Origin of the sequence: Nitrobacter winogradskyi Nb-255 (assembly GCF_000012725.1) — a bacterium.
In the GTDB taxonomy this organism is placed as follows: domain Bacteria; phylum Pseudomonadota; class Alphaproteobacteria; order Rhizobiales; family Xanthobacteraceae; genus Nitrobacter; species Nitrobacter winogradskyi.
In genome coordinates this window covers 1,196,289-1,213,381 of the sequence record NC_007406.1, presented here as the reverse complement: position 1 = coordinate 1,213,381, position 17,093 = coordinate 1,196,289, and the positions used below count along the sequence as shown (strand labels likewise).

The following is a 17,093-nucleotide window of genomic DNA, read 5'->3' as shown; positions in this document are numbered from 1 at the left end:
CGCCACGCATCGTCATGGCGAACAGCCAATTCAATTTCAAGACTGCGCATGAAATAAGCTTCCTTGCCGGGCGCGAAGGGTTTTCGATCGGCATGCCCCGATGAGTTGGGCAGACCTTCGCGCCCGTAGATAATATCCTCAGAGGAACTTCACCAGACTGAGCTGCGAGAGCATGGCCGTGGTCTGGTAGGATGCCTGCAAATCCGTCTGCAGCGCCAGCAACTGACTCGCGACCTCGTCGGTGGAGATGTTCTCCGCCTGGTCGATGATGTTCTGCATCGTCGCCTGCGTCAGTTTCTGCCGCGCGGTGGCATCCTTCATCATGGTCTGCGCGTTGGCAAGATCGACCTGGATGTCCCGGATGTTCTGGCTGCCGGGCTCAACCGATAAATTCCGGGCAACGCGCGCGTTGAGCGCCGAAATCTGATCGGCCGCGTTCGGATCGGCCGGTGAGGTCGTCACCGCCGCAAGAAGCGCAACCGATTCCATCAGCGACCGGATGGCGTCCTCGTTCGCCCGCATCCCATATTGCACCGTCACCGAGGCATCGACCCGCACCACCGAGGTCGCGCGCGCGGAGCCTGTACCCTCGTCGCCGGTGTACCACTGCACGGTATCCGCGGCCGTCCCGTTCACCGCGGCGGTGGCCGTGGAAAGCGTCGCCGGCGGGATGACGTCGACGCGCTGCGGCGGCTGGCCGAAGAAATCACGCGAAGCCTGAACGGCGGAGGCCGCGACCAGCGACGTGCCGGCCAGCGCTCCGATCGAAGCGGTCAACGCGGCGTTGAGGTTGGCGGCGGTAGCAGTTGGCGTCGCGCCGATCGCGAAGCTGCCGGCTGGCGTCGGCGCCTCGCTGGACGCGGTCAGTTGCACGGTCTCGCTGGTGCCGTCCGGAAGATCGAAGGTGAAGCTCACCGTGTCGCCGTCAGCCGGATTGGTGACGCCGAGATCGATTGAAATGGCGGGCGGCGCTCCAGCCGGACCCGTGACGGTGGCTCCTGTCAATGACGACGACACCGATTGCAGTTTCATGCCATAGACTGAAGGCGACGCATCTTCCGCGATCGCCACAGAGGTCGCGGTCGGCGAGGAAATTTCGAGACGGCCGAGCTCGCTCGCTCCGAGATCGGCTTGCCTGCGCTCTGAGATGACCTGCTTCAACCCGGCCCGCCCTGCCCCGTCGCCGTTCAGGATCAGGTCGGAAGAGACTACCGGCTGGGTGTAGATCTCGCTGCCGGAAAAAATGTATCGGTCACCCGCCTGCGTGTTCAGGATGCCGACCACTGAGGAAAATTGCGCCACCGCGGTTTGCTGGCCTGCCGTCTGACCGGCGCTGTTCAACGCCTGCGATCCGCTGAGCGCGGCGTTCTGCAACTGCGTCCCGATGTCGGAGAGCGCCTGAAGCGCCGTATTGGCGACATTGATGTTGGTGTTGATCTTCATCATGGTGTCGGTATACGCGGCGATGTTCGATAGTTGCGCGCGCGCCGCGATCGCGAAACCTCCGTTCGCGCCCATGCCCGAATAGGTCGTCGACTTCTTGCCGCTTGTCAGCTGGTTCTGCAGATCGGCCATCTGCGCCTTGAGATTCCGGACCGAGCCGCCCAGGATCGTGTTGCCGAAGCTAATGCCGTTGATCGCCATGCGAACCGCCCTACGCCGTCGTTACCATTGCGCCTGCATCAGCGTCTGCATCATGCTCTGCACCACGGTCATCACGTGCGCATTCGCCGCGTAAGAGTTCTGCAAAGCGATCAGATTGGCCATTTCGGTATCCATGTTCACGCCGGACTTGTCGTCGAATTTCTCCTGCAAGGTGTTGACGACGATGCTCTGCCCCTGCGCGACCTGCCGCGCCGTCGTCGCCGCGCCGCTCTGCAGGCTGACGAACTGCTGCAGGAATGACGACAGCGTGCCCTGGAATGGCGCTGCCGCAGCGCCAAGTCCGGTGTTAGGCGCGTAGCTGAAGCTCGCGAACGTCAGCCTGTCGTAGATGAAGTCGGCGCGCGTGGTGTCGCCGGCCGGCGTTACCGGCGAGGTGCTGTAGACCGTGAGCTTCGAGGGATCGGCGAGCAGCGCGGCGTTGACCTGAATGCGCCCCGCCAACCCCGTGATCTGCGACGCGGAGCCTGTGATCGCGCCGGTATAAAGCGAGGCGCGGTCGGTGAAGAACGGCAGTTGCGGATCGCCGGACGCCAGCGACTGCACCGTGGTCGTGGCCGATGCCGCGCTCACCGTGGATTGTCCTGAGCCGTCGTCGGCCACCCGTAACAGCGAACCGGAAGCGGAAAACATCAGATGCGACGCCGCCCCGATCTGCGCATTCAGTTGCGATACGACCGAGGCGAGCCCGCCCGAGAAATCGACGCCGATCACCCGGTCGTTCGGATTCGCGGCCGCGTTCGGAATCGGCAGCGCGGACGGATCGTCCACCCGCACCACGGTGACGGTGTACGAGACGTTAGCGGAGTCGGTGTAGGTGACGCGGAATGCGTTGCCCGGCAGAATGCCGGACAGATCGAGGTCGAAGCCCGATGGCGGTCCGGTCACCGGCGCGCCGCTCGTGGTGACGTCGGACAACGCGCTGGCGAGCGTCGCCGCCATCTGGTCCACCTGGTTCTGCGCCTGCACCAGAATCTTGTCGCGCAACTGGGCATCGGCGGCGATCTGGCCGGAGTTGATGCCTTGCGAAGCGATCATGTCGATCCTGGCGCCGTTCGGAAGCTGGCAGATGATGGTGCCGACGCTCGACTTCGCGGGATCGGCGTTCCATTGCGAACTCGCGGTGAGCGAGGACTGCGCGTTGAATGTCAGCGTCGACGCATAAACGCCGCCGACGAGCTGGACGCCGGCCGTGGTGAACACCGAGGTCTGGTTGGCGCCGTCCGTCACCGCGCGGATGTCCATCAACCCTGAAAGCTGATCGATCGCGGCGTCGCGCTGATCCATCAGCGTCGCGGCCGCCGGATCCTGCGCACCCATGCTTTGCAGCCGCTGATTGAGCTGCGCGATCTGCTGCATCGCCGCATTGGCCTGCGAGACCGATGCGGACAGGCTCTGCTCGGCGTTGGATCGCAGCGTCTGAATGCCGCTGGTGGTCGCGTTGAGCTGGTGCGCCAGCGCCTGCGCGGCATTCAGCACCGACGACTGCGCCGCCGGATTGCCCGAACTCGCCGACAGCGCCTGCAATGCCGAGGTGAACCGGTTATAGGCCGCCTCCAGCGTGCCGTCGTTGCCCGGCGTGCCATAGACGTTCTGCAACTGGCCGAGCACCCCGGCGATGTGGCTCGCATAAGCGCCGCCGGCATTTTCCGTGCGCAGTTGCGACTGCACATAGGCGTCGAGCGTGCGGTTGACCCCGATAACGCGGACGCCGGAACCCATGCCGCCGGTCACGACCTGGTCCTGCACCAGCGTCTGCGCAACGTAGCCCGGCGTGTTCGCGTTGGCGACGTTGCCGGACACGATCGACAGCGCGGCCTGGTTGGCGCGCAGGCCGGACATTGCGATCGAGAGGGCCGAACTCAAACTCATCTTCTTGCCCGCCTCAAAGCCGGATCAATCCACGCCCGTGATTAGCGCAACACGTTCAGCAGATCCTGAACCATGCTGTTCGCGGTGGTGATGACCTTGGTGTTCGCCGAGTAAGCCTGCTGCGTCACGATCAGCTTGGTGAACTCATCGGCGATGTCGGCGTTGGAGCCTTCGAGCGACGAGCCGCTGATGCGCCCCGACGCGCCCGCGATCGCGGACCCCGACTCGTTGGTCACCGCATAAGCGCCGCCATCAAGCGCCTTGAGGTAGTTGGTTCCGTTGAAGTGCGACAGCGACACCTGCGCGAGAGACAGGTTCTGTCCGTTCGAGAAGGTGCCGACCACGATGCCGTCATTGTTGACGGCGACCGATTGCAACTGTCCGGCGGCGTAGCCGTTCTGGTTGATCGCATTGATGGTGGCGTTGCCGCCGCTGCTGGCATACTGGGTCAGACCGCCCGAGCCGATATTCAGCGTGAGGTTGCCGAGAGACTGCGATCCCACGCTGACGCCGGGAATGGTGATCGACGATCCGACCGGACTCGAAAGCTGGCCGTTGATGCCGAAGGTGAAGTTGGTGCCGACATTGATCCACGCCGCCTGCGTGCCAGTGGCGTTCGGATCGGCCTGATAGAACAGGTTCCACGTGTCGGAATGCCCGGCGCCGAGCGAGGCGCTGTCGGTCTTGGCCCAGCGCAGTTGCAGGTTCACCGCCGTCCCGGTCGCGTCATAGGCCGTGACCGCGCCGCCGCTGATCGATTGCTGCTGGAAGATGGTCTGGTCGTTGGCGATCACGACGCCCGCGCCGGGCGTGCCGCCGCCGCCGCGCGCGATGTTGATCATCGCGCCGAAGCCCATCGCCGTCCAGCCGGCGGAGGCGCTCGTGACCGTCAGATCCTGCGCGGTGCCGGTATGCAGGGTGATCGCGCCGGTGCCGGCATCGATTGTCGGAGCGGCGCCCGTGATCGCGCCGATCCTGCCGAGGAGGTCGCCGACGGTATCGTCGATGCGGACATGGGTCGCGTCCTGCACGCCCGGCGGCAGCGCGGTGCCGGCGTCGGTGAAGGTGATCGTGGTGCCGTTCACGGTGATGGTGTCGCCGACCGCGAATCCGCCCGGCAACGAATCGCTCGGCGCGACGCCTGACAACAGCGTCGCGCTGGTGATGGGACCCGAAGGCGTCTGCTGGTTGGTCGCCGCCGATCCCGTGGTGATGTTGTCGGTATAGGGCGGAGCCGGCGTGCCGACCACGAGCGGATTGAAATTGGTCGTGAAGTCGGACGGGTTCAATCCGCCGGCCGCCGTAATGGTCCCGGCGGGCGCGGTCGAACTCGACAGCGTCCTCGGCACCGATGGAAGATTGGCGGCGTATTGCACCGTCGTCGTGGCTTGGGCCGGTACGAAGTTGTTCTGGAATTTCAGCACCTGCGGCACATTGCCGAGCGGGTTGCCGGTCTTGGGGTCGACCGGCACGCCCATCAGGTAATAGCCTGCGCTGTTGACCAGATGGCCGCCGGCATCGACCTGAAAATCGCCGCGCCGGGTGTAGTAGGTCACGCCGGAAAACTGCGGCTGGTTGTCCATCCGCCCCGTCGGCGCCTGGACGTTGAAGAAGCCGTCGCCGGTTATCGCCATGTAGGTGCCGACCGTCGAGGCCGACACCGTTCCCTGGCTGCTGATCGTCGCCGTCGCATAGGCTGTCACGCCGCCGGCGGCCTGACGATTGGGGGCAGTCGAGTCGGGGATCAGGTCACTGAAGGCCGTGGTGATGCCCTTGTAGCCGGTGGTCTGGGCGTTCGCGATGTTGCCGGATATATTTTGAAGTGCGAAGGACTGCGCCTGCAAGCCGCCGACCGAAGTATTCAATGCGTCGAAAATACCCATACGTCGTCTCCAACTCGATCCGGGCGGCCCAAAACGCAAGGTCAAACCTCGCCGCGGTCGGCAGACGGCGTCGCAAGCTCCATGCCAACAGCAAAGAGACGTTGTTTCAGTGAGTTAGGATCTGGCCTTCGCCTCCGGCTCCGGAGCATTCTTGCCTCGCCCGGCAACTCTTGCCGGGAGACAGCATCTCAAAGCGGCCTCGACTTGCGATCCGCCGCGTTGAGCCGCGCCTGCCGCTCCCGCGCCTTGATGCGCGCCCGCTCGCGATAACGCGCCAGCGTGCCGGCGGCGGCGGAACGCGCCCGCATCGCCATGCCGATCGCATGGCCCGCCGCGCGTCCGGTCTTTCCGCCCGCCCAGACGAGTTCGAACGGCGCGAACAACCGCCAGCGGTCGTCACCTTCCAGCATGCCGCGTGCGATCAGTTGCCCGGCCATCGCCGAGGTGCCCAGTCCCTGCCGGCCGAAACCGCTCGCCACCCAAAGCCCCGGTTGCAACTGGCCGATCTGCGGCATCCCGTGCACGGTCTGACCGACCGCGCCGCAGAAGACCTTCGCGATCTCGACCGCGCCAAGCTGCGGGAAGATCGTGCCGATCCGCCTGCCGATCGCCGCTTTCTGGCGACCCGGCCGCGCCTCCCAGGTGGTTTCCGGGCTCGCCCACATCAGCCTGTCGCCCTCGACGATCCGAAAATGATCGATGCCATCGGTGTCGATGACAGACCCCTGAAACGTCATCACCTCGGCGAGCCGGTTTCCCAGCGGCGAGGTGACGCCGGCATAACGCCAGACCGGGACCAGCGTATCGGACAAGCGTCGCAATGCGCCGCCGAGATGGACATTGCCCGCAAGCACGAGGTGGGACGCCCGCAGACGCGCGCGCGGCGTTGCAATGCGTTTCCTGATCCCGAACGGATCAATGCCGACCACCGGCGTATCTTCGAAGATGCGTGCGCCGGCCTTGCGCGCAAGCTCGGCAAGGCCGTGAACATATTTGCGTCCGTCGATCTGGAAGGCGCGCGGATAGTGCACCGCGTGAAAATACCGGCCGGTGCGCAAGGTGTCGCGGACGCGATCGATCTGCCACCCCTCAACCTCGGTCGAAAAATCCTCGCTCAGCATCTGGAGATGGCTGATGAGCCGCTCGCCGGCATCGACGTTGGAAACCTCGAGCACGCCTTCCGTGAGCCCGAGTCCCGGAATGATGTGCTCGGCGGCATGGGCGCGAACATAATCGGCGCCCGCTCGCGCCAGCGACCAGAGATCGTACGCATCATCAAAACCGACGCGCGCGATCAGGTCGGAAAGCGGAAGCGCATAGCCGGGCATCACCGTGCCGAGATGATGGCCGGACGCATTCCAGCCGACATGGCGGCCCTCGAGCACGACCACGTTCGCGCCGGTCCTCGCCGCCTCCAGCGCCACGGTGAGGCCTGCCAGCCCGCCGCCGACGACGCAGATCTCGACATCGAGATCGAAAGTCAGTCGCTCGCGTCGCCGCGCCCGCACAGCGGACTCCGTGTCACCGGGACCATCGGCCGCAGCCATGCCGTCCGAAGTCATTGCTTTTCCTACCACTGCCCCTGTGACCTGCGCCGTACGACGTTGTAGACTAGGTGTTCAGTCCCGGCATTTGATGGATTGGATCGATGATGAATCGATCGGGCTCTGAAGTCCATCGTTTGCAGATGAACTCGTAGGGTGTGAGGCCTTTGAGCGTCTTCAGCCTTCGACCGAAGTTGTATGCCTTGATGAAGTCCTGAAGGTGCCGGCGCAGTTGGTCATGATTGTCGTAGTGGAAGCGCTTGACGGTGGCGTCCTTGATGGTGCGGTTCATCCGTTCCACCTGTCCGTTGGTCCAGGGATGGTTGATCCTGGTGAGCCTGTGCTCGATGCCGTTCTCGTCGCAGACGCGATCGAAGATGTGGTGGAACGCATATTTGTGACGGGCGTGGTTGGTGAACTGGATGCCGTTGTCCGTCAGCACCGTGTGGATGGCATAGGGAACTGCCACGATGAGGTTGCGCAGGAACTGAGCCGCGACCATCTTGCCCGCCTCTTGGTGGAGCTCGGCGTAGGCGAACTTCGAAGTGCGGTCGATGGCCACGAACAGGCGCAGCTTGCCCTCAGCCGTCTGCACCTCGGCGATGTCGATGTGGAAGTAGCCGATCGGGTAGCTCCTGAACGTCTTCCTGATCGGCTTGTCGCCTTCGACCTCCGGGAGCCGGCTGATGCCGTGACGGTGCAGGCAGCGATGCAATGAAGACCGCGACAGGTGCGGGATCGTTGGCTGAAGCGCGTAGAGGCAATCATCGAGCGGCAACAGGGTATGCTTGCGGAAGGCGACGATGATCGCCTCCTCCTCGGATGAGAGCACCGTCGAGCGCGGATCTTTCGGTCCCGTCGGAAGGTCGGCCACCGAGGTCCGCTTCTTCCATTTTGCGACGGTCTTCTGGTTGATCCCGTAGCGTTTCGACAGCGCTCTCAGGCTCTCTTCACTATTTTGTATTGCTCGACGGATTGCCTCTGTCGTCGTGGCGCTCCCGTGAAGAACCTGTCCCATAGCGCATCCTTCCATTCTCCGGAAAATAATGCACCATCAAATGCCGGGATCAAACAACTAGGTCACGAACCCATAAACGGGATTCCGTTTGGACGGGATGCGTGATTCAATCTCCAGAGGTGGGAGGATTGAATGGCACGTTTTGATCTGACGGATTTTGAATGGTCTGTGATCCAGCCGCTGTTGCCGAACAAGTCGCGCGGCGTTGCACGGGTGGATGATCGGCGGGTGCTGAACGGGATTTTCTGGCGGCTGCGCACCGGTGCGCCGTGGGCGGACATTCCAGCGCGCTACGGCCCGCACACCACTTGCGTGAACCGCTTCAACCGGTGGCGCAAGGCAGGCGTGTGGGATCGCATTCTGTCGGCTGTTTCAAAGGCTTACGATGGCGACATCCAAATGATCGATTCGTCGTCGATCCGCGTGCATCAACATGCGGCCAACGGTCAAAAAAACAGACGCGATCCCGTTGCATGGGTCGCTCGCGCGGCGGGCTGACCACCAAAATCCACGCGCTGGTGGATGCCTGCGGCCTGCCGATCGTCCTCAAGATCACCGAAGGCCAGGCCCATGACGGGCGTAGCGCGCAGGACATGATCGACACCGTCGAACGCGGCGACGTGCTGCTGGCCGACCGGGCCTACGACTCCAACGCCCTGCGTCAAACGCTGGCCGCGCGCGGCGCGAGAGCCAATGTGAAGCCGATGCCAAATCGCGTTGCGGCCTTGCAGTTCAACAGACGGCTCTATCGCAAGCGCAATCTGGTCGAACGCTTCTTCAACAAGATCAAGCACTATCGCGCCGTCGCCACCAGATATGACAAACGTGACGACAACTTCCTCACCTCCATCAAGCTCGCCTCAATCCGCATCTGGTTGCGATTTAATGAGTCGATGACCTAGAGCCTCGCTTCTGATGGAATCAGAAGCGAGGCTCTATGATCTTGTTTTGACGCGTTTTCTTCACGCGAACCGGTTTCCACTTCGCTCGAAAACGCTATAACCCGCTCGGCTGATACCTGTATCCTGCATTCCGGGTCATGCTTACCCTTGAATCGAGTCAGCGTCATGCGCCGCCTTTTGCTGCTTCGCCACGCCAAAACCGAACGCGATTCGCCTAGCGGGAGCGATCGGGACCGCCCGCTCGCCGCGCGCGGCCGGAACGACGCCGCCGAACTCGGCCTCTGGCTTGCCGGAGACCCATCGCTGCGGCCGGATCTGGTGTTGATCTCGACCGCGGTGCGGGCGCGCGAGACCTGGGACATCGTTCGCCAGCAGTTTTCGGACGTAACGGCTCAGGGACCCGCCGAGCACCTGCCGGAGCTTTACGGCGCCGAGGCCGTGCAACTCCTGGCAATCATCCGTTCCCTCGGAACCGATCATGAGCGCCTGATGATCGTCGGGCACAATCCCGGTCTGCACGAACTCGCGCTTCGCCTGATCGGAGGCGGCGACGCAAAAGGACGCGCGGCACTCGCCGACAACCTGCCGACATCAGGTCTCGCGGTGATCGACTTTGCCGTCGAGAACTGGGAATGCGCCGCGTTCGGAAGTGGACAACTCAAAAGGCTCGTCAGCCCGAAGTTGCTGAAGCAAGCCTGACAGCGCGGAGAGAAGCGACCGCTTACGGCAGCAGATCCCGCGGCAGCGCATCGAGAGTGTAAGCACGCGGTCTGTTGCGGCGCATGAAACGGCCGATCTGCCAGCCGAACAACGCAGACAAGCCGACGATAAACAACGCGCCCGCCCATTCGCCGGTCACGATCGCCCGCATCAGCAGCGCCGTCATCGCTACGGAGAGCAGCGTCAGCACGCTCATGCCTGCAAAGTAAAGCGCGGGGTTCAGGCCGCCAGCGAGCATGGCGCGTGCGCCATGCGCTGCGAGCCGCCGGTGCAGTTCGACGATGAAGGTGCGGTAGTCGTTGCTCTGCGCGTCCATCAGCGCCAGGGTCCGCCAGGTGGTGGACATCACGATGATCCGTCCGCCGTCCTGGTGGCTGATCTCGGTACGAAATCGATGCGACTGCATCGACATCGGCCGGTAGGACATGCGCACGGCGACGATGTCCTCATAGCGCCATCTCCCGGTCCGGCGGCTAGCCCGCCACGACAGCCCGTCGTCCTCCAGCGCGAACCGATGCGCCGAGCCGATCGCCGAGGCCCTATAGGCGTATCCGACGTCAGGCGGCGGCATCTCGGGTGGCGGCGACACAATCGGCTATCCCTCGCACGGCGTGCGTTCTCTTGCTCGCGTTCTCTTGCTCGAAGTGCGGTTTCCATCCTATAGAGCGTTTTAAAGCGAAGTGGATACCGGTTCGCGTGAAGAAAACGCATCAAACCAAAATCATAGAGTTCCTCTTCTGCTTCTATCAGAAACGGAAAGACTCCAGCGTTTCCGAGCGAAGTGGGCACCGGCTCGCGCGAAGAAAACCATGATGGCCGAAACCCTTTATTTTCCGCGCCATTTGATTATCGGCGGAGCGATGGTGTCCGGCATACTGCTCGCTCTTGCCGTGCACATGCTGAGCGCTCAGATGGGTCTCGACCTCGGCGGCCTCTGGCGTTCCGATGCCGGGGAGTTCATGCCGGCGAGCGCGGCGATCGCATGGTGGCTGGTCGCAACGGCCAGTTTCTCCGGCAGCTATTTTGTCGCGACGCTGATGCACAGCGCGGCGTCCAACCGCATTCAGCAGCGGCTTCGACAGTTCCTGATCGCAATCGCCGTCCTGTTTCTGGCGGGCGCGGGACAGGCCGCTTCCGCGCCCAGCACCGCGCCGACGCTCGCGAATTTCATAACCGGCCTTGTCGTGCTCGGCCTCGGCGCGACGATGGCTTTCTGCGGCGCTTACTTCACGCTACGCAAGACCTGACATTCACCGTCCTGTGTGGCGCTTCCGGCCCGCGCGCTCTTGCGCCCCGTTGCCGCCGCGCCACGGGCGCGGCCATGCGGCAAGGCCCGCGACGATTTCACGAATTGTTTCCCTCGTAATACGCAATGTCACACATCCGATGCATGAAGGGAGATGCTGAGGATCGTTGCTTTTGCGTGTCGTCTGCAACAACCTTCAAATCAGCGATGGAACACGGGGCCTCTTATGCCTATATGCACGGCAAACGATATCTCTCCGCGGTCGGCCGCGCTTTCTGATGATTTTTTGATGGCAAGGCGCCGTCGCGATCAGACCTGATGACAGCCAAGGAGACCGTTTTGTGTTGAGAGTTTTTCGCGTATGAGAGACGGAACAGCCGCTTGCCTTCCCCTCTCCTCAATCGGCTTGAAACGTGTCGTGGCCTGGTGTGGTGGTCAGAGATTGGCGTCATTGTCCCGACGAGGCCGACGACGGCGTCTTCTGAATTCAAGCACACCGGAATCAATGAGATTACGAGTGTCTTTTGATTTCGAAGTTCGCCTTGAAACCTGCCGCAAGGCCATAAGACCCTCGAAATCGGGGCGCTAGCGGGAGGAAGAATGCGTCGGCTTCTGACCGCGCTGCAGCGCGGCTTCAAGGAAAGGATTGGCTGGAAAGGGCTTGGCGTCGTTGCGAGCCTCGTGATCATCGCTTTCGCGATCACGACCCTTATCCACACGCTCCAGGGTGTCGACACAGCTGTCATCCTGATCGCGCTGACGGAGAAGTCGCCCTATCTGATCGCCATGGCCGCGCTTTGCGTGGTCGGCGCGTTCTGCACCCTGACATTCTATGATTTCTTCGCGGTGCGGACGATCGGCAAGGATCATATCCCCTATCGCGTCGCGGCGCTGGCCGCCTTCACGAGCTACACCATCGGCCACAATGTCGGCGCGACGGTCTTTACCGGCGGCGCGATCCGGTTTCGGATCTATTCGGATTATGGGCTGAACGCCATCGACGTCGCGAAAATCTGCTTCATCTCCGGACTGACATTCTGGCTCGGCAACCTGTTCGTGCTCGGCATCGGCATGGCCTGGCACCCCTGGGCGGCGAGCGCGATGGACCTGCTGCCGCCATCCGTCAACCGCCTGATTGCGTTCGGCTGCCTCGCCGGCATCACCATCTATCTCGCCTGGATCATCACCGGCCGCAACCGCCGCGAACTCGGGCAGAACGGCTGGAAGGTCGTGCTGCCGTCGGCGCCGCTGACCTTCGTGCAGATCCTGATCGGAGTCGTCGATCTCGGATTTTGTGCATTGGCGATGTATCTGTTGATGCCCGCGCATCCGGACATCGATTTCGTGTCGGTGGCGGTCGTCTTCATTCTGGCCACCCTGCTCGGCTTCGCCAGCCATGCGCCGGGAAGCCTCGGCGTGTTCGACGCGGCAATGCTGGTGGCGCTGCCGCAGTTCGGCAAGGAGCAGATGCTGGCGACGCTGCTGGTCTTCCGGATTCTCTATTTCATGATCCCGTTCGCGCTTGCCATCACCATCATGGGCACGCGCGAGCTGTGGCTCAACGTGGTGCAGCCCTGGCAGCGCCGCCGCAAGATCAAAAACGGCAACAGCGACGTCAGCAATGGCAACGACGCCGGCACGGATCCCGGCAGCAGCAACAGTGAGAGCGCGCCGGATGAAGCGGCTTCGCCGAAGCCGCACACCGCCAGGTCGGCGGTCACGCAGGACTGAACCGGCAGGTTGCGGGTTCGAAACAACTCGCTGCGGGTCGCATCTCGCTATCCGACGATCACCCCTCCGCCAAACCGCCCCGCTCGCCTCCGCTCTTATTTCCGCCAAAACCATCGCGTCAAAACCGCTCATGGCCCGCGCTCACGTCTCATCCGTCATCGGGATTGTCCTGCCCCTGCTTTGCACCCTTGCTGTTGGAAGCCTTGCTGTTGGAAGCCTTGCCGCACAACAAATCGGCGAGCAGCCGCTTTCCGACGGCATCGCCGAGGCCGGCCCCGCCGCTCCGATCCCGGATCGGGCCGCCGGCGGAATGCAGATCTCATGGGAAGTCCGCAACCGTTTCCGACTGTTTCGCGAGGAGCGGGACTTCCAGATCCATGCCGCCGCCGAAAGCAACCAAAGCATCCTCGCCGCCGAGCAGGCGTTTGAACGGCAAAGCGACGGCCGCGGCTGGGCCCGCAACGCCGTGAACCGTCTTTGCATCGATCTCGGAGGCCACGTCAGCGAGCCCTGCACGCGCGACAATGTCAAGGAAAGCTATCTGACACCGACAGAGCATCCGGTCACCGTGCGCCTCACCGGCGCTGTTCCGGTCGGCGCCGTCTGCGCCTGGTCGTTCGACGACGGCGACAGCCCCCGCGGCACGACGCAGGACTGCACTGAACCAATCGACTTCCGCGCCCGCTACGGCCGCGCCACCAGCGCCACCGTCGATGTCACGAGCGGCGACGCAACCCAGCGGCTGACGGCGCAGGTCAAGGTGCGCGATATCCTGATCGCCGGCCTCGGCGACTCCATCGCCTCCGGTGAAGGCAACCCGGATCGCGCCGTTCCGCTGTCGGACGAAGGCTTCTGCTTTCGCTCCTATCTCGGCGGCGCGGGACGCGAATTTTACCGGCCGAGCCGTGCCGGCTACAAAGGCGGCCGGGCCTGCGGCACCTCCGGCTCGCTGCAGAGCTGGCAGCAATTCGGCGCGCTGTGGATGAACGCGGCCTGCCATCGCTCGCTCTACAGCTACCAGACCCGCGCCGCGCTCGCCCTCGCGGTGCGCTATCCGCACGTCGCCGTGACCTATCTGCCGCTCGCCTGCACCGGCGCCAGCATTCCCGAGGGGATTTTGGGGTCGCAACGCGCGCGCGAATGCCTGACCGCGAAGTCGTCGGCCAAGTGCCAGGGCACCGTCAACGGCCAGATCGCCCAACTGCGCGACGCGCTCGCGGCTGCGAGACACCGCCAGCCCGAGCGCAAGCTCGATCTCGTGCTGATGACCATCGGCGCCAACGACATCAACTTCTCCGGCCTCGTATCCGACGTCATCGTGGACGCGGCTACCGAGCGCGCGCTGTTCAGGCGCGGCGGCCTGATCGGATCGGTCGACGGTTCGCGATCGAGCCTCGAACGCGACCTGCCGCAAGCCTTCACCCGGCTGCGCGCCGCGTTGAGGCCGCTGCTGGACAACGACCTGTCCCGCGTCGTGTTCGTCTCCTATGCCAACCCGGCGCTGGCGAACGGCGGCGCGCCCTGCCCCGGCGGCAAGGCCGGCTTCGACGTGCATCCGTCGTTCAACGCCGACTCCGGGCGACTTACGGCGGTCACGGAGTACGTCCGGAACGAATTCCTGCCTGGGTTGAAAGCGCTCGCGTCGTGCCAGTCCGGCGTGATCTGCCGCGATCCCGCCGGCGACCGCATGACCTTCGTCGACGCGCATCAGTCGGCTTTCGCCAATCACGGATTTTGCGCGCGTGCGGACAGCGATCCCGAATTCGACCGCGAATGTTTCTCGGCGAAGGGGGACAGTTTCGTCGGCAGCATCGTGGAGGCCCCGCATCAGCCTCTCGTTTGCGGCCGCGGGGCGAGCGCGTTCCGCGCCTATCTGCCGCGCGCGCGCTGGATCCGCGACGCCAACGACAGCTACTTCACGGCGATGACCTACCCGCAAGCGCAGTCCTCATTGATGCAGCCGTCCGACATCCATGACGCGACATGGGGACTGCTCTCGGCGGTGTACGGCGGGGCCGTTCATCCGACCGCGGAGGGTCATGCGGCGATGGCGGACGCCGCGATGCCGGCAATCGCGTCGCAACTGCATCTCAACGCCGCCGACGCGGGCGACGTGACGGGCGAGCCGCTGCCGCCGCCGACCCCGCAGCAATAGACAGACATCCCTATAACGTTTTCGAACGAAGCACGTCCTCAGTTCACCCCGAGCTTCTTCTGCAGGCTCGACGACGAGGTGGTGTACTGGAACACCAACCGCTTGTCCGGATAAACGTAGCGATGCGCCTTCTGCGCCATCAGCGCGCCCTCGTGGAAGCCGGAGAGGATCAGCTTCAGCTTACCGGGATAGGTGTTGATGTCGCCGATCGCGAAGATGCCGGGGACGTTGGTTTCGAACGAAGCTGTCTCGACCGGGATCAGATTGTTCTCCAGATGCAGACCCCAGTTCGCCACCGGACCGAGCTTCATCGTCAGGCCGAAGAACGGCAGCATGGTGTCGCAACTGACCGTCGACGTCGTGTTGTCGCTGCCCTTCACCTGCGCGCCGGTGAGTTTTCCGTCCGCGCCTTCCAGCGCCGTGACCTGGCCGATCTTCAGATCCATCGTGCCGTCCGCGACCAGCTTGCGCATCTGCTCGACGCTGTGCGGCGCTGCGCGAAACTCGTCGCGCCTGTGCAAAAGCGTGATGCGCTTCGCCAGAGGATGCAGATTGAGCGTCCAGTCGAGCGCGGAGTCGCCGCCGCCGACGATCAGAATCTCCTTGTCGCGGAACTGCTCCATCTTGCGCACAGCATAGAACACGGAGATGTTTTCATAGGCCTCGATGCCGGGCACCGGCGGCCGCTTCGGCTGGAACGAGCCGCCGCCCGCCGACACCACGACGACCTTGCACTCGAACACCTGGCCGGCGTCGGTGGTGACCCGGAAGCCGGGGTCACCGATTTTCTCGATGCTCTCCACCATCTCGTTGAGATGGAAGGTCGGGTTGAACGGCTTGATCTGCTCCAGCAGAGCCTCGGTGAGCCCTTGGCCGGTCACCAGCGGAATGCCGGGAATGTCGTAGATCGGCTTCTCCGGATAAAGCTCGGCGCACTGCCCGCCGATCTTGTCGAGGATGTCGACAAGATGCACCTTCATGTCGAGCAACCCCAGTTCGAACACGGCAAACAGTCCGCAGGGGCCCGCACCGATAATCAGCACATCCGTCTTGATCGCTTCGCTCATGTCAAAAATTCTTTTCCGTTGAAATCTTGCGCCGGCCGGCAATACGGCCGCGCCGCTGCGTGGATATTCCTGACAGGTTTTCCTGCGCGAACGCACGTCCACCGCGCATCGCTATAACCAACTGGCCGGTTTGAGGAAAGCCTTAAACTGCCGCACCGCCTGGGCCGCTTTTAGCCCACATCACGCAGGCCACGTCACGCCGGATGCGGCCTTATGGCAGGGACAACCCCGATGGGCCGCCGAAGCCGGCCATGCGACGGGTCAAGCCTGCCGTTCCGGCACGGTCACCACGAGACCTTCGAGTTCGTCGCTCACCTTGATCTGGCAGGATAATCGCGAGTTCGGCCGCACGTCGTAGCCGAAGTCGAGCATGTCCTCTTCCATCGGCGTCGGCTTGCCGACCTTCTCGGTCCAGGCGTCGTCGATATAGACGTGACAGGTGGCGCAGGCGCAGGCGCCGCCGCATTCGGCCTCGATGCCGGGAACGGCGTTACGGATTGCGGCTTCCATGACGGTCGCGCCGTTCTCGACGTCAACAGTGCGGGTTTCGCCGGAATGGTCGACAAAGTTGATCTTGGTCATAGGGTGCGGTGCCGCCGAACAGATTATTGATAATGAGGAGTTCGGCTGTCCTATAACGAAACGATCGGGCCAGCGCCAGCGGTCGGCGCAAAAAGGGGGACATTCGTCGTCAGGATCGCAACAGGATGGCGCGGATCGCCTGGCAGGCCTGACCGACGGCGTCATTCAGCATCGCCCGCGGCTCCGCCGGATCGGCGCCGCTGCGGAGCGCGATTTCCAGATCGGCGGCGGCGGCGGCGACGTGAATGGCCCCGATCGCCCGCGCCGACCCCTTGAGCTTATGCGCCAGCATGGCGGCATCAGGCGGAAGCCGCGCCAGCGAAACGACCAGTTCGGCTGCCTGGCCGGCGAACGTCGCCAGGACCTCCCGTTCGAGGCCGTCATCACCGAGCGTCATGCGGTGGAGATGATCGAAATCGATCGGCCCATTCTCCGGAACCAGCGGTGGCGAAGGCATCCAGGCGACCTGTCCACAAGAAAACGACATTGCTGCTAATCCGGACAATCCGCCACGGCGAACCTGCCTCGCGGAATCGCCAGCCAATCACGGAACTGGTTAACAGAACGTTTCAGGTACGAGGCCGACCGTCCGCGTGATTTCGGTCAAATTCGGGCCGTCTCCCCGTTACTTTCGCGGTGATCGAACGGCTGGCGCCGCCGGCCGTTAACGATGATTAAGATTGTATTAATCACGACCATTTCATTCGAGAC

14 protein-coding genes are annotated in these 17,093 nt (G+C 63.5%); 5 read left to right on the top strand and 9 right to left on the bottom strand.

Going from position 1 to position 17,093, the window contains the following annotated elements; genetic code table 11:
* Nucleotides 1–138: 138 nt before the first annotated feature.
* The 5 genes from NWI_RS05670 to NWI_RS05650 all read right to left on the bottom strand — a co-directional run bounded on the left by NWI_RS05670 (nt 139) and on the right by NWI_RS05650 (nt 7,979).
* Entirely contained in the window at nt 139–1,644 is a 1,506-nt protein-coding gene (locus NWI_RS05670; protein ID WP_011314394.1) for a hypothetical protein, read from the bottom strand.
* Between the two features lie 21 nt (nt 1,645–1,665).
* A complete protein-coding gene (gene flgK / locus NWI_RS05665; protein WP_011314393.1) occupies nt 1,666–3,534 on the bottom strand; it encodes a flagellar hook-associated protein FlgK in 1,869 nt (622 codons plus the stop codon).
* 41 nt (nt 3,535–3,575) lie between these two features.
* Nucleotides 3,576–5,417, bottom strand: a complete 1,842-nt coding sequence (locus tag NWI_RS05660) for a flagellar hook protein FlgE (RefSeq protein ID WP_011314392.1) — start codon at nt 5,415–5,417, stop codon at nt 3,576–3,578.
* Nucleotides 5,418–5,605: 188 nt separating this feature from the next.
* A complete protein-coding gene (locus NWI_RS05655) occupies nt 5,606–6,979 on the bottom strand; it encodes an NAD(P)/FAD-dependent oxidoreductase (RefSeq protein ID WP_011314391.1) in 1,374 nt (457 codons plus the stop codon).
* 49 nt (nt 6,980–7,028) lie between these two features.
* A complete protein-coding gene (locus NWI_RS05650) occupies nt 7,029–7,979 on the bottom strand; it encodes an IS481 family transposase (protein ID WP_011313641.1) in 951 nt (316 codons plus the stop codon).
* A 132-nt stretch (nt 7,980–8,111) separates the two neighbouring features.
* Between NWI_RS05650 and NWI_RS16790 the strand changes: the two genes are divergently transcribed.
* Nucleotides 8,112–8,881, top strand: a protein-coding gene (locus tag NWI_RS16790; RefSeq protein ID WP_430691781.1) for an IS5 family transposase whose coding sequence is annotated in 2 segments (ribosomal slippage) — nt 8,112–8,423 and nt 8,426–8,881 — 768 coding nt in all. Because the reading frame shifts where the segments join, the coding sequence is not laid out codon by codon here.
* Nucleotides 8,882–9,046: 165 nt separating this feature from the next.
* The gene (locus tag NWI_RS05635) at nt 9,047–9,580 is read left to right on the top strand and encodes a SixA phosphatase family protein (protein ID WP_041344843.1); all 534 of its coding nucleotides are present in this window, start codon (nt 9,047–9,049) and stop codon (nt 9,578–9,580) included.
* Between the two features lie 22 nt (nt 9,581–9,602).
* Here the strand turns inward: NWI_RS05635 and NWI_RS05630 are convergent, their stop codons facing one another.
* Nucleotides 9,603–10,190 (bottom strand): hypothetical protein, encoded by a 588-nt coding sequence (locus NWI_RS05630; protein ID WP_011314389.1) that lies wholly within the window; start codon nt 10,188–10,190, stop codon nt 9,603–9,605.
* A 223-nt stretch (nt 10,191–10,413) separates the two neighbouring features.
* On the opposite strand from NWI_RS05630, the gene NWI_RS05625 reads away from it, so the two are divergent.
* The 3 genes from NWI_RS05625 (at nt 10,414) to NWI_RS05615 (ending at nt 14,733) form a co-directional block, all read left to right on the top strand.
* Nucleotides 10,414–10,848, top strand: coding sequence for a hypothetical protein (locus NWI_RS05625; RefSeq protein WP_041345426.1), 435 nt, complete (start codon nt 10,414–10,416; stop codon nt 10,846–10,848).
* Between the two features lie 599 nt (nt 10,849–11,447).
* A complete protein-coding gene (locus tag NWI_RS05620) occupies nt 11,448–12,578 on the top strand; it encodes a lysylphosphatidylglycerol synthase transmembrane domain-containing protein (RefSeq protein WP_011314387.1) in 1,131 nt (376 codons plus the stop codon).
* Between the two features lie 130 nt (nt 12,579–12,708).
* A complete protein-coding gene (locus tag NWI_RS05615) occupies nt 12,709–14,733 on the top strand; it encodes a hypothetical protein (RefSeq protein WP_011314386.1) in 2,025 nt (674 codons plus the stop codon).
* A 38-nt stretch (nt 14,734–14,771) separates the two neighbouring features.
* On the opposite strand, the gene NWI_RS05610 is transcribed toward NWI_RS05615, so the two are convergent.
* The 3 genes from NWI_RS05610 to NWI_RS05600 all read right to left on the bottom strand — a co-directional run bounded on the left by NWI_RS05610 (nt 14,772) and on the right by NWI_RS05600 (nt 16,869).
* A complete protein-coding gene (locus NWI_RS05610) occupies nt 14,772–15,800 on the bottom strand; it encodes an NAD(P)/FAD-dependent oxidoreductase (protein ID WP_011314385.1) in 1,029 nt (342 codons plus the stop codon).
* Nucleotides 15,801–16,061: 261 nt separating this feature from the next.
* Entirely contained in the window at nt 16,062–16,382 is a 321-nt protein-coding gene (locus NWI_RS05605; protein ID WP_011314384.1) for a 2Fe-2S iron-sulfur cluster-binding protein, read from the bottom strand.
* A 109-nt stretch (nt 16,383–16,491) separates the two neighbouring features.
* Nucleotides 16,492–16,869, bottom strand: a complete 378-nt coding sequence (locus NWI_RS05600; protein WP_041344838.1) for an Hpt domain-containing protein — start codon at nt 16,867–16,869, stop codon at nt 16,492–16,494.
* Nucleotides 16,870–17,093 lie beyond the last annotated feature (224 nt).